Below are 13,588 nucleotides of genomic sequence, written 5' to 3' on the forward strand. Positions count from 1 at the left end.
GATAAACCGAATTACCTCTATATTATATTATTGTATATTTGGCCGCATGAATTCAGCGGATATCACGACGGTAAAGTCGATTCTTTCCCAGCCTCAAAAGATAGCGATCATCCCCCACAGAAATCCAGATGGGGATGCCATGGGCTCCTGCTTGGCACTGTATGGATTTTTAAAGGCGAAGGGACATACAGTATTTGTTATTGCACCAAACGACTACCCAAAATTCCTGAAATGGATGCCGGGCAACGATACCGTTATCAATTTTGAAAGGGAAAACCCAAAAGCAAAAGAAATAATTGATGGGGCCTCGGTGATTTTTACCTTGGACTTTAACGACCTTTCCCGTGTTGGGCAAATGGAACCGGTGTTACAAGAAGCCAAAGCTGATTTTATTATGATAGACCATCATCAACAGCCAAGCGATTATGCCAAGGTGACCTATTCCGATGTGACGATGAGCTCCACCTGCGAAATGGTGTACAATTTTATCGACTTTTTAGGGGAAACCGACCAGATTGATGCCGATATGGCCACCAATCTGTACACGGGCATTATGACGGATACCGGCTCTTTTAAGTACCGTTCCACATCCAGCAAAACGCACCGTGTCGTGGCCGAACTTATTGACAAGGGAGCGGACAATATGGAAATACACCGGGAGGTTTTTGATACCAATTCCCCATCCCGCTTACATTTGTTGGGGGTCGCACTGAGCAACATGGTGATTCTGCCCGAATACAGGACAGCCTACATTACCCTTACCCAAGAAGAATTGGACCAGTACAATTTTAACAAGGGAGATACGGAAGGCTTTGTAAATTATGGGCTAACGTTGGAAGGCATTATTTTTGCCCTCATCTTTATAGAAAACCGTGAAGAAGGTATTATCAAAATCTCGTTGCGCTCCGTTGGCGATTTTTCCGTCAACGAATTTGCTCGGGAGCATTTTAACGGGGGCGGACATACCAATGCCGCAGGTGGGCGAAGCGAAACCAGTATGGAAGAGACCATTTCCAAATTCTACGATATTTTAAAAACCTATAAAGACAAATTGAACCCATGAGATTTTTTCTAGCCGTTTTATTGGTTGCAATCGTTTTGAGCTGTGGGGGTCCCGAACCGAGAAGACCTGTGGAAGTGAAATCTGGTAGTTTCTACAAGGAATCCATCGAGCGCACCAAAAAATTATTGGCCGAGGAGGAAAAAGCCATTCAAGATATTATTTCCAAGGATACCGTTCACGAGTATATGTCTAATCCAAACGGATTTTGGTATTACTACGAGACCAAAAACGACACCGCTACGTATCAATTAAAAGCAGGTGACCAGATTTTGTTTTCCTATAATTTGATGCGCTTGGACGGGGACACCATTTATACCGCGGATAACATTGGGCCGCAATCTCATGTTATCGACAAACAACAATTGTTTCCTGGGCTTCAGAACGCGGTGAAGCTGTTAAAAATAAACGAGAAGGCAACATTTTTGTTCCCTTCGCCCCTAGCCTTCGGTTATCAAGGCGACAATAAGGCCATTGGTCCCAAAACACCGCTTAAATCATCTGTGGAATTACATACAATCATAATAGACAACGACAGTTTAAACTAAATTCATAAGCAATGAAGAAATTATTTTACATCATCCCCGTGTTTCTCCTAATCATCATAGGATGCAAATCGAGTAAGTATGCCGATTTGGGCGATGGCATTTTTGCCGACATCCAAACCACGAAGGGAGATATCATCATCCAATTGGAGTACAAAAAAACACCTGTTACCGTAGCCAACTTTGTATCCTTGGCGGAAGGCAAAAACCCTTTTGTGAACGAAGAGTACAAGGACAAAAAGTTCTATGATGGGATTGTTTTTCATAGGGTCATCAACGATTTTATGATTCAAGGGGGAGACCCGACCGGTAGTGGAAGCGGCAACATCGGATACACCTTTAAAGACGAGTTCAATGATTCTTTGAGACACTCCAAAAAAGGCATCCTTTCCATGGCCAACCGAGGTCCAAAGACCAACAGCAGTCAGTTTTTTATCACCCACAAGGCAACGCCTTGGTTGGATGACAAGCACACCGTTTTTGGTGAGGTTGTTGCCGGAATGGATGTGGTGGATACCATTGCCAGTGTTGAAACCGGTGCACAGGATAGGCCGAAAACCGATGTTGTAATGAATCATGTAGAAATTGTACGCAACGGCAAGGAAGCGAAGCAATTTGACGCAGTTAAGATCATGAGTGACTACTTTGAAGAAGCGAAAGCCGCTGAAGCCGCATTCAAAAAAATGAAGGAAGATTTGGCCGCTCAATTTGCAGAACAAATCGACCAGGCCGAGGAAACTCCAAGTGGATTACGAATTCTAACCTTGAAGGAAGGTGATGGCGAGCAGCCCAAAGTAGGTCAAAAAGTATTGGTAAACTATGCCGGATGGCTGTTCAATGGGGATTTGTTCGATAGCAATATTGAAGAAATTGCCGAGCAGTTCAATCAACTGAACCCGGGCAGGAGAGATCAAGGCGGATATCGTCCATTCCCAATGGCTTACAGCCCTGACGCCCAACTGGCGGCCGGTTTCCGCGAAGGATTGTTGACCATGCAGGTCGGGGACAAAGTACGCTTGTTCATCCCCCCTCACTTAGGATATGGCGACAACGACTACGGTCCTATTCCCGGAGGATCCACTTTGGTTTTTGATGTGGAAATTGTCGGAATCCAATAGGATCGACTTGAAAATAAAATCTAAAAAAGCCGTACTTTTCGTGCGGCTTTTTTATTGCCCTAACATTTTTTCCTTTCTTGTTCCATGGGACAAAAAACCAAGACCATCATAGCCATAGCCCTTCCTGTCCAGATACTGCTGGTAAAGTGGCTCAGCAGCTATCCCAACTTTGTTGAGGAATATTATAGTAATGGCCTCTATCCCTATATTTCCAAGTGTTTAAGAATATTGTTCGGTTGGATTCCATTTTCATTCGGGGATTTGATTTATACGGCACTGACCATTTTGGCCATTCGATATGTGTACAAGCATTGGAAAAGCATCAAGCAAAAGCCGTTTTTGTTCCTAAAGCACATAGTTGCGGTGTTGTCCATCGTATATTTTGCCTTTCATCTGCTTTGGGGAATGAACTATCACCGCCAACCCATCGACTGGAAATTGGGCATTGAACGTGTATATACCGTTGACGAATTGGTGGAATACACCCAATATCTGGTTGAGAAGGCAAATCAATATCAATATCAGATCAATGGGGACACCGTTTCCGCGGTGCATATCCCGTACACCAAAAAAGAAATATTCTCCAAGACCAAGGAAGCCTACGGCCAACTTGAAAAACACTATCCACAGTTTAATTACGATCACAAAAGCCTAAAACAATCCATTTATAGTGCACCATTGACGTTTATGGGGTATGGGGGCTACCTTAATCCGTTCACCATCGAAGCTCAGGTAAATGGCCTCACCCCAAAATTCAGGTTGCCCGTGGTAAGCGGCCATGAAGTGGGGCATCAATTGGGATACTCAGCTGAGGACGCCACCAATTTTTTGGGCAACTTGGTGACTTTGCAAAGCAATGACCCCTATTTTAAATATTCCGCCTACCACCACGCCTTGGGATACTGCCTTACCGACCTTTTTTATAAAGATGAGGAAGCATATAATGTGCTTGTGGCCTCCATTAACTTCGGAGTGAAAGCAAATTTCAACGAATTACGTGATTTTTGGGAAAAATATGAGAATCCCATGGAACCCATCTTCAAATCCGTATTCAACACTTTTTTAAAGGTGAACAACCAAAAGGAAGGCATCAAAAGCTACAACTCCATGGTCGGGCTTATGATCAACTACCATAAAGCTCATCCTGAGCTACTTTGAAACTTGTGAAGTAGTATCACAAAGCCTATATTTAAGCATTCTAACTCAATTAAAACCTTATGAAAATTAAACTATTGGCACTGTTGCTATTCATTAGCAGTGCTTCTTTGTTTGCACAGGATTATTTTCCCATAAATGACGGTGTAAAAGCAAAGAAGAACAACAATTACACGGCATTCACCAATGCCAAGATCTATGTGACCCCCACAGAAGTTATCAATAACGGGACTTTACTGATCCAAAACGGTAAAGTGGTGCAGGTGGGCAAATCCGTAAGCATTCCTAAAAATGCAGTCGTGGAGGACCTGAACGGAAAATCCATTTACCCTTCTTTTATTGATGTTTTCTCTGGGTTTGGTGTAAAACTTCCCAAAGAAGCAAGCGGCGGTGGAAGGTCTGCACAGTACGGGCCATCCAGGGAAGGTTTCTACTGGAACGACCATATCATGCCCGAGAACGATGCCATCAACAGCTTTTCTTATGATGCCAAAGAAGCCAAAGAGCTGCGAAATGCCGGTTTTGGAGCCATCAATGCGCACATTGAGGACGGAATCGCCAGAGGAACCGGGCTATTGGTCGCCTTGAACGACGAAGCATCCGAAGCGCAGCGCATCCTTTCCGATAAATCCGCCCAATACTTTTCTTTTGAAAAAAGCCAAGCATCAAGACAATCATACCCGGGATCATTGATGGGCGCCATGGCTTTGATGCGCCAAGTGTATTATGATATGGACTGGTACAGCAAGGGCAATGTGGATACCAAAGACCGTTCTTTGGAAGCCCTTATTGCCAATAAAGGTTTGACCCAGATTTATGCCGCCGGCGACAACGGCAATGTTTTACGTGCCGATAAAATCGGGGATTTGTTCGGAATCCAGTACACCATTTTGGCCGGAGGTGACGAATATGAGCGTATCGATGACATTAAAGCCACCAATGCCAAATTGATTTTACCGCTTAATTTTCCCGATGCTTTTGATGTATCCAATCCTTACGAGGCCAAATACATCGCTTTAAAAGATATGAGACATTGGAACCTGGCACCGTCGAACCCAAAGGTTTTGGCCGATAATGGTGTGGAGTTTTCCATTACACTGCACGGCCTCAAATCTCCAAAAGAATTGAAGGAAAAAATAATGAAGGCCATCACTTACGGCCTTTCCGAAACCAAAGCACTCGAAGCCTTGACCACGGTTCCCGCTCAAATTTTGGGCAAATCGGGCGAAATTGGCACGTTGAAAGCTGGTAGTCAAGCCAATTTCTTAATCACTTCCGGTGCTATTTTTGACAAAGGAACCACGCTTTATGAAAACTGGGTCCAAGGAACCAAAAACGTAATCGAGAGTATGGATGTCATCGATATTCGCGGGGATTATGACCTCGCCGTCAATGGTACCACTTACAAAGTCTCTTTGACCGGAGATGCCAGCAAGCCAAAGGCTGAAATCAAAAAAGGTGACGAAACCTTGGAAGCTAAAATAGATTACTCATCGGATTGGTTGAATATCTCTTTCAGCGAGGACAATGTTGGCTCGTACCGTATGGTGGCCCATATAATTCCAGATACGCAAACCATCAAGGGAAATGTGGTGCTTCCAAATGGTGATGAAACATCAGCTACCATGACCCAAACTTCGTCTTTCGATGAAAAATCTGAAAATGATGATGATGCTGAAAAACCTGAGCTTATCGCACTCACCTATCCAAATGTGGGGTATGGCTACAAGGAAAAACCACAGCAAGAGGATTTCCTTTTCAAGAACGCAACGGTCTGGACGGGCGAAAGCATTTTGGAAAACACCGATGTTCTCATCAAAAAAGGAAAGATTGCCAAAGTTGGAAAAGACCTTCGTGCAGGCGGTGCCACTGTAGTCGATGCCACAGGAAAGCACCTGACCGCGGGAATCATTGACGAGCATACCCATATTGCCGCATTGGCCATCAACGAAGGAGGACATAACTCTTCGGCCGAGGTACATATGGAAGATGTAGTGGACCCAAAGGACATGGACATTTATAGGAATTTGGCCGGAGGCGTTACCACTGCCCAACTGTTGCACGGTTCCGCCAACCCCATTGGTGGACAATCCGCAATCCTAAGATTCAAGTGGGGAGAAAATGCCGAGGGTTTGATTTTCGAAAACTCGCCAAAGTTCATCAAGTTTGCCTTGGGCGAAAACGTAAAACAATCCAACTGGGGTAGTTATTCCCGTTTTCCACAGACAAGAATGGGTGTTGAGCAGGTGTATACGGACTACTTCCAACGCGCCAAGGAATACGATGAAAAGAAGAAAAGTGGGGAACCTTACCGTTACGATGAGGAAATGGAAACCTTGGTGGAAATTTTGAACGGGGAAAGATTCATTTCTTGCCACTCTTATGTACAGAGCGAAATCAACATGATGATGAAAGTCGCCGAGAAATTTGATTTCCGAGTGAACACCTTCACCCATATTTTGGAAGGTTACAAAGTAGCCGATAAAATGGCCGAGCACGGTGTTGGTGGAGGTACATTCAGTGACTGGTGGGCATACAAATATGAAGTGAACGATGCCATTCCCTACAACGCCGCCATCATGACAAGTCAAGGCGTAACCGTGGCCATCAACAGTGATGATGCGGAAATGTCAAGAAGATTGAACCAAGAAGCCGCAAAAACGGTGAAATATGGCGGGATGTCAGAAATTGAAGCCTGGAAAACGGTCACCTTGAATCCTGCCAAATTGCTTCACCTGGACGACCGCGTGGGCAGTATCGAAGAAGGCAAGGATGCCGATGTGGTGCTGTGGAGCGACCATCCGTTGTCCGTTTATGCCAAAGCGGAAAAAACTTTGGTGGAAGGCACGGTGTACTTTGATTTGGAAAAAGATAAAATGATGAGAGAGTCCGTCAAAAAAGAACGAAACAAATTGATTGGAATGATGCTGAACGAAAAGAAAAAAGGAGGAAAAACCAGAACTCCGGTACAAAATAAAAAAGAACGGTTTGAATGTGACACCCTTTAAAAAGAAAGACATGAAAAAAATAATTTTAATCATAGCACTAATTTTTGGGGTTTCCTTGAACGCACAGCAGACCCCCGCCCCTCCACAATCAGAGCAAATTGCAATTATTGGGGCCACGGCCCATATTGGTAATGGAGAAGTGATAGAGAACTGTACCATTGTTTTTAAAGATGGTAAAATTACGGCCATTGGTGCGGACCTAATGGTTCCAACAATAGGCACCATGATCGATGCCAAAGGCAAACATGTGTACCCTGGTTTTATCGCCCCGTCCAAATCACTGGGTTTGGTGGAGGTGGATGCCGTTAGGGCAAGTGACGACCAAGACGAAATCGGTGAAATGATTCCCCATGTGCGCAGTTTGATCGCGTACAATGCGGAATCCAAAGTTGTGGAAAGCATGCGCCCCAACGGCGTCCTGATCGGACAGATCACTCCACAGGGAGGCACCATCTCGGGAACTTCCAGCATTGTCCAGTTTGATGCATGGAACTGGGAAGATGCAGCCCTTAAAACGGATGATGGCATCCATATGAACTGGCCCAACTTCTTTAGAAGAGGCCGTTGGTGGGCCGGAGAGGAAAGAGGCTTTATTCCCAATGAAGATTACGGAAAAGAGATGGATGACATCAAGATGTTCCTTCAAAATTCCAAAGCCTATGGGGAAACAGGAGAAGGCAACAAAAACTTGCCTTTTGCCGCCATGCAAGGTCTTTTTGATGGGTCCCAACGCTTGTTCATCCATACCAATGGTGAAAAAGAAATGATAGATGCCGTCACCGTAACCAAAAATATGGGCGTTAAAAACGTGGTGATCGTTGGCGGATACCGTGCCAATAAAATTACGGACTTCCTAAAGGAAAACAACATACCCATTTTGGTCAACGTGACCCATTCGCTACCAGAATTTGATGACGATGATTACGATTTAAACTATAAGTTGCCAAAGCTTTTGGTGGAGGCGGGCCTATTGGTCGCCATTCAGAATGAGGAAATGGCCAATTTCCAGACCCGGAACATGGCTTTCTATGCCGGTCAGGTAGCGGCCCAAGGACTCGACAAGGAAAAGGCCCTGCAACTGATCACTGGAAATACCGCGAAAATTTTAGGCATCGACGATATGTACGGAACCTTGGAAGAGGGCAAAAGTGCCACGCTCTTTATTTCTGAAGGAGATGCATTGGACATGCGAACCAACAAACTCTCCAAAGCATACATTGATGGCAGGGACATTTCGCTGGAAACCCACCAAACCGAACTTTGGAAAAGATATATGGGCAAATACGAAAGAGAGAAAGAAGGACAATAGTAGATTCCTCAACAAATAAAAAAACGGCGCCCAAAAAGGCGCCGTTTTTCATTAATATCGCTAGGCTGTTTTACTTTCAGCAAATATGTCAGTTCGAGTTTTTTCCTATGGAAAAAGTATCGAGAACCAGGTTTCTAGCATCAAAATTGCCATTCTCGATAAAATTTTTCTCCGCTACACTAAAAAAATCACTCGAATTGACAGATTTCCACCAAAAATGCTCTTGATTAATTCATTTTAATGGCAACATACTCCCCGTTTTCCGGTTTATCATAAAACGCTTCGGGCTTCGTATCTTCGTTCAAACTGACTTCTTCAAAATTGACCGTGTTCGCTGGTTCCTGTAATTGCCTGCCTTCATACTTATACCATGTAATGGATTTAGGGAGTATCAGCCCATTCACTTCTTGCCAATCGTCATAACGAATCCATTTGACATTGTCCGAGCTTTCTCCTGAACGATACGTAACCGTATAACCCAACCAGGCCATTTGATGGGTTTCAGGGTCAAAATGGATATAGTATTCATCTTTGGATGAGGCACCAACCCCTGATTCGTAAGCTATTTGCAGGCCGGGGTATTTTTTTCCTTCATACTCCAAATCTTCGGTAGCAGTGTACATAATGCCATCATCGGCCAAGACAAAAGGCATTGCGTAGAAATAGAACATCAAATTATGATAAAAGCCTGCATCACCTTTGTAAATTTCGTCGGTATCGGCCAGCCAAGCTTGTTCCCCGTCAAAACCCATTGAAAATTTTTCTGTGTCGATTCTATCCTTTCGGGACCACAAATCCACGGTGTGCGTTTCAGGAAACTCAGGTTTTGGAATCACATAAGACAATGTACGTTGCGTTTTCCACTTTTTCAAACCTCCATGGGCGTCAAAAACCTTGACCATGGCGTCTGGATAAACAGCTTCGTTCTCCAACATCTCCTGCTGAATCGGTGTTTCACTTTTTTCGGTTTTGGGATTTTGTTTACAGGCGGTTACACCAATAAAAAACAATAGGATGGTCAATCTGTTCATGATGTCTATTTTTCCAATTGGTCGAAAACAAGTTTTTTTAATTACAAGAATGGCTATTTTTACCATGAATATGGAAGCTAAATTCATCAGCAGTGCCCAAAATCCTTTGGTAAAAAACATCATTTTACTAAAAGACAAATCCCGTGAACGAAGAAAGGCTGGACTTTTTGTTGTGGAAGGTCAACGGGAGATTGAATTGGCGCAAAAAGGAGGCTATGTGCTACAAACGCTACTTTTTTGCCCAGAGATTATGGGCGACATTTCCATCGCATCGATTACAAATGCTTCAAGCGCAGAAACCATCCGAGTTTCCGAGGGTGTGTATGGTAAAATTGCCCATCGCGGCACCACGGAGGGTGTTCTCGGGCTGGTGCAGTCCAAAAACCATGCACTGGAGCACATAACGTTCAAGAACAAAACACCTTTGGTACTGGTTGCCGAAGCTCCCGAAAAACCAGGAAACATCGGCGCGCTTTTGCGAACTGCGGATGCCGCTGCCGTTGACGCTGTTTTAATAGCAAACCCCAAATCCGACCTATATAGTCCAAACATTATCCGTTCCAGCGTGGGTTGCCTTTTTACCAACCAGATTGGCGTGGGAACAACGGACGAAATCATTGATTTTTTACAAACCAACCAAATCAAAATCTACTGTGCCGCATTGACCGCTTCCAAAAATTATGTGGATTGTGATTTTAAAGCCGCTTCGGCCCTTGTAATGGGTACGGAAGCAACTGGATTGACCGAAAAATGGCTTCAAAATTCCGACCAAAACATAATTATACCGATGCAGGGAGAAATCGACTCCATGAATGTTTCGGTATCCGCCGCAATACTTATATTTGAGGCGAAGCGCCAGCGCGGATTTTAAGCTATGGAAAAAAATGTACTCTTTTATATCATTATGGCCATACTTGTGGTCCAATACCTGGCTCACCAGTATTTGGAGCACTTGAATGCCAAGCGTTTCAAATCGACTTTGCCACCAGAACTTGCCGATGTTTTTGATGAACAGGAATATCAAAAATCGCAACAATACAAACGGACCAATTACAAATTCGGTGTTATTTCGGATGGTTTTTCGCTTGTATTGACTATCTGCTTCCTCGCTTTTGGAGGTTTTGAATGGGTGGACCAACTCACGCGTTCCATCACTGAAAAACCCATACCGATGGCATTGATTTTCTTTGGAATCGTTATGCTGGGAAGCGCCATTTTGGGGCTCCCCTTTTCCTATTACCGCACTTTTGTGATCGAGGAAGAATATGGCTTCAACAAGACCTCCAAATCCACTTTTTTCTCCGATAAAATAAAGGGCAGCATCCTAACCGTTGTTCTTGGAGGAGGTATTTTGACATTGTTCATGTTGTTCTACCAGTCCACAGGGCAATATTTTTGGGTCTACGCATGGATTGCCGTTGGAATCTTCATTTTGTTTATCAACCTGTTTTATAGCCGGCTGATCGTGCCCATGTTCAATAAACAGACACCGCTTGAAGATGGCAGTCTAAAGAGTTCCATTGAAAATTATGCGCAAAAAGTAGGCTTCGAGCTTCAAAATATATTTGTGATCGATGGTTCCAAGCGATCCACCAAAGCAAATGCCTATTTTTCAGGATTTGGAAAAGAGAAAAGAATCACTTTGTTCGATACCTTGATCAATGATCTTAGTGAAGATGAAATTGTTGCCGTTTTGGCCCACGAAGTAGGTCATTACAAACGCAATCATATTATTGTGAACCTTGTAGTTTCATTATTGACCACTGGTTTGACGTTGTTCGTTCTTTCGTTGTTCATCAACCATCCGGAAATATCCCGGGCCATCGGGGTGTCCACACCTAGTTTCCACGCCGCATTGGTAGGGTTTGCCTTGTTGTACAGCCCGATATCGGAATTGACCGGTTTGATCATGAACTATTTATCAAGAAAGTTCGAGTTTCAGGCGGATGATTTTGCCAAGAATACCTTTGCGGCGACACCATTGGTATCATCACTAAAAAAGCTGTCCAAAAAAAGCTTGAGCAATTTAACACCTCACCCAGCATACGTATTCGTACATTATTCACACCCCCCTTTAGTGGAACGTATCCGTAACCTAAAGGCATAGTTTTTGTTGTTTAGAACATAAGATTATAGTAAATTTAATATACTATGACAGAGGCTGCTATTGAAAAAGAGAACAAGGAGATTGCGAAGCAGTACAAGGAATTACTTCGCATAAGCTACCAAACATTGACGGACGAGGACAAGAAATTGATTCGTTCCGCCTTTGACGTGGCCGTTGACGCCCACAAGGACCAGCGAAGAAAATCCGGAGAAGCCTACATCTTCCACCCCATTGCCGTTGCCAAAATCGTGGCCTCGGAAATAGGCCTGGATGCCGTTTCCATTGCATCTGCCCTGCTGCACGATGTAGTTGAGGATACCGCGTATACTTTGGCCGACATAGAGCGAATGTTCGGGGAGACGGTTGCACGAATAGTGGACGGACTGACAAAGATCGCCCACCTTAAAAAGGACAAGGATATAAGTCAGCAAGCGGAAAACTTCCGTAAAATGTTGCTGACCCTGCATGATGACGTTCGGGTAATCATCATCAAGATTGCCGACCGTTATCACAATATGCTCACCATGGATTCCATGCCGGAGCACAAACAAGTGAAGATTGCGTCGGAAACGCTCTACATCTATGCCCCTTTGGCACATAGAATTGGGCTGTACAACATCAAAACACATTTGGAGGACCTCTCACTAAAATATACAGAGCCCGAAGTCTACAACGACATTTATGCCAAAATAGAGGACACCGAAGAGGAGAGCTTAGCCTATATCGAGGATTTTTCCAATGTGATCAGGACATCTTTGGATAAAGAGGGGCTCAACTATTTTATCAAGGGCAGGATGAAGTCCATTTTCTCCATCCGTAAAAAGATGAAGACACAGAACGTCACCTTTGATGAAGTATATGACAAATTCGCAATCCGCATCATCTATAAATCCGACAAGAAAAACGAAAAGTTCCTTGCCTGGAAAATTTACTCTATAGTTACCGATCACTTCACTCCCAACCCTATCCGTTTGCGCGACTGGATCACATCGCCCAAATCCACGGGTTACGAAGCGCTGCACATTACCGTTATGGGTCCCAAGGGCAAATGGGTAGAAGTGCAGATCAGAAGCGAACGCATGCACGAGATTGCCGAAAAAGGCTATGCGGCCCACTTTAAATACAAGCACGGCGCCCAAAAGGAACAAGGTATCGAAGAGTGGCTCAACAAGCTTCAGGAAGCACTTGAAAGTGCCAACGGGAATGCCGTGGACTTTGTGGAAGAGTTCAAGCTCAACCTCTACGCCAAGGAAATATTTGTCTTCACTCCCAAAGGAGATCTAAAATCCATGCCCAAAGGGGCGACCGCTTTGGATTTCGCTTTCAACATTCATACGGAAATCGGGATGAAGACCCGTGGTGCCAAGGTCAATGGAAAATTGGTGCCACTGGGAACGAAGCTCCGAAGTGGCGACCAAGTGGAGATCATCACCTCCGAAAGTGCCAAACCTACCCAAACATGGTTGGATTATGCCGAAACGGCAAGGGCACGTTCCAAAATCAAATCATCGCTAAGCGAGGAGAAAAAAGAAGTCGCCGAAGAAGGAAAGGAAATTTTGCGCCGCAAACTCAAGGCACAGAAAATCAACCTGAACGAGGACACCGTGAACAAATTGGTGACCTTTTTCAAACTAAAAACCAGTTTAGACCTTTTCTATAGGGTCGGCATAGGAGTTATTGACAACGAGAAGCTGAAAGATTTCTCTTCTTCTTACCACAATGCATTTATCAATTTCTTTAAGAACAGGATCCGTAAAAGTCCTGCTCCAAAAGATGTCGACAAAAACGAGATTACCACCAAGTACGACTTGCTCGTTTTTGGCAAAGAGGAAGAAAGGCTCAACTATAAATTGTCCCAATGTTGCAACCCCATACCCGGGGACGATGTATTTGGATTTGTAAGTGTGAACGACGGGATTAAAGTCCATAAAAAGAACTGCCCCAACGCCATTTCGTTGCAGTCCAACTACGCGTACCGCATCATTAGCGCCAAATGGATAGATTCCTCCCAAGAAGAATTTTCTGTCGACATCCAAATCACGGGAATCGACAACATGGGGCTGGTCAAGGATATCACCAAGATTATTTCGGAGAATATGCATGTAAATATGAGGAACCTCAATTTTAGTGCAGATGGCGGAACCTTTAAGGGAAAAATTACGCTTGTGGTAAAAAACAATAATATCCTCCAGCGGTTGATGAACAATTTAAAGCAGGTCGAAGGTATAGATAAAGTGACCAGAATTTAATTTTTA

10 protein-coding genes are annotated in these 13,588 nt (G+C 44.1%); 9 read left to right on the forward strand and 1 reads right to left on the reverse strand.

Translation table 11 applies throughout. The annotated features are described in order from the left end of the window. Positions 1–46 precede the first annotated feature (46 nt). The 6 genes from GVT53_RS11010 (at position 47) to GVT53_RS11035 (ending at position 8,195) form a co-directional block, all read left to right on the forward strand. Positions 47–1,063, forward strand: coding sequence for a DHH family phosphoesterase (locus GVT53_RS11010; protein ID WP_166248676.1), 1,017 nt, complete (start codon positions 47–49; stop codon positions 1,061–1,063). Next, complete coding sequence (gene gldI, locus GVT53_RS11015; RefSeq protein WP_166248677.1) at positions 1,060–1,608, forward strand: gliding motility-associated peptidyl-prolyl isomerase GldI; 549 nt, start codon at positions 1,060–1,062, stop codon at positions 1,606–1,608. Before GVT53_RS11010 ends, gldI begins: the two co-directional genes overlap by 4 nt. A gap of 11 nt (positions 1,609–1,619) precedes the next feature. Continuing rightward, positions 1,620–2,723 carry a peptidylprolyl isomerase gene (locus tag GVT53_RS11020; protein ID WP_166248678.1) on the forward strand — a complete coding sequence of 368 codons (1,104 nt, stop codon included), beginning with the start codon at positions 1,620–1,622 and terminating at the stop codon, positions 2,721–2,723. Positions 2,724–2,807: 84 nt separating this feature from the next. Then, positions 2,808–3,881, forward strand: coding sequence for a DUF3810 domain-containing protein (locus tag GVT53_RS11025; RefSeq protein ID WP_166248679.1), 1,074 nt, complete (start codon positions 2,808–2,810; stop codon positions 3,879–3,881). Positions 3,882–3,940: 59 nt separating this feature from the next. Further along, complete coding sequence (locus tag GVT53_RS11030; protein ID WP_166248680.1) at positions 3,941–6,886, forward strand: amidohydrolase family protein; 2,946 nt, start codon at positions 3,941–3,943, stop codon at positions 6,884–6,886. 10 nt (positions 6,887–6,896) lie between these two features. Further along, positions 6,897–8,195 carry an amidohydrolase family protein gene (locus GVT53_RS11035; protein WP_166248681.1) on the forward strand — a complete coding sequence of 433 codons (1,299 nt, stop codon included), beginning with the start codon at positions 6,897–6,899 and terminating at the stop codon, positions 8,193–8,195. Between the two features lie 227 nt (positions 8,196–8,422). On the opposite strand, the gene GVT53_RS11040 is transcribed toward GVT53_RS11035, so the two are convergent. Beyond that, on the reverse strand, positions 8,423–9,226 hold the full coding sequence (locus GVT53_RS11040) for a DUF6503 family protein (RefSeq protein ID WP_166248682.1): 804 nt from the start codon (positions 9,224–9,226) through the stop codon (positions 8,423–8,425). Between the two features lie 49 nt (positions 9,227–9,275). Here GVT53_RS11040 and GVT53_RS11045 point away from each other — a divergent pair, with 49 nt between their 5' ends. The 3 genes from GVT53_RS11045 to GVT53_RS11055 are packed head-to-tail and all read left to right on the forward strand — an operon-like array spanning position 9,276 to position 13,582. Then, a complete protein-coding gene (locus GVT53_RS11045) occupies positions 9,276–10,097 on the forward strand; it encodes a TrmH family RNA methyltransferase (RefSeq protein ID WP_166248683.1) in 822 nt (273 codons plus the stop codon). 3 nt (positions 10,098–10,100) lie between these two features. Further along, positions 10,101–11,333: a M48 family metallopeptidase gene (locus GVT53_RS11050; protein WP_166248684.1), complete on the forward strand. Its 1,233-nt coding sequence runs from the start codon at positions 10,101–10,103 to the stop codon at positions 11,331–11,333. A gap of 44 nt (positions 11,334–11,377) precedes the next feature. Continuing rightward, positions 11,378–13,582 carry a RelA/SpoT family protein gene (locus GVT53_RS11055; RefSeq protein ID WP_166248685.1) on the forward strand — a complete coding sequence of 735 codons (2,205 nt, stop codon included), beginning with the start codon at positions 11,378–11,380 and terminating at the stop codon, positions 13,580–13,582. Positions 13,583–13,588: the final 6 nt, after the last annotated feature.

Origin of the sequence: Flagellimonas oceani (genome assembly GCF_011068285.1) — a bacterium.
GTDB lineage: Bacteria > Bacteroidota > Bacteroidia > Flavobacteriales > Flavobacteriaceae > Flagellimonas > Flagellimonas oceani.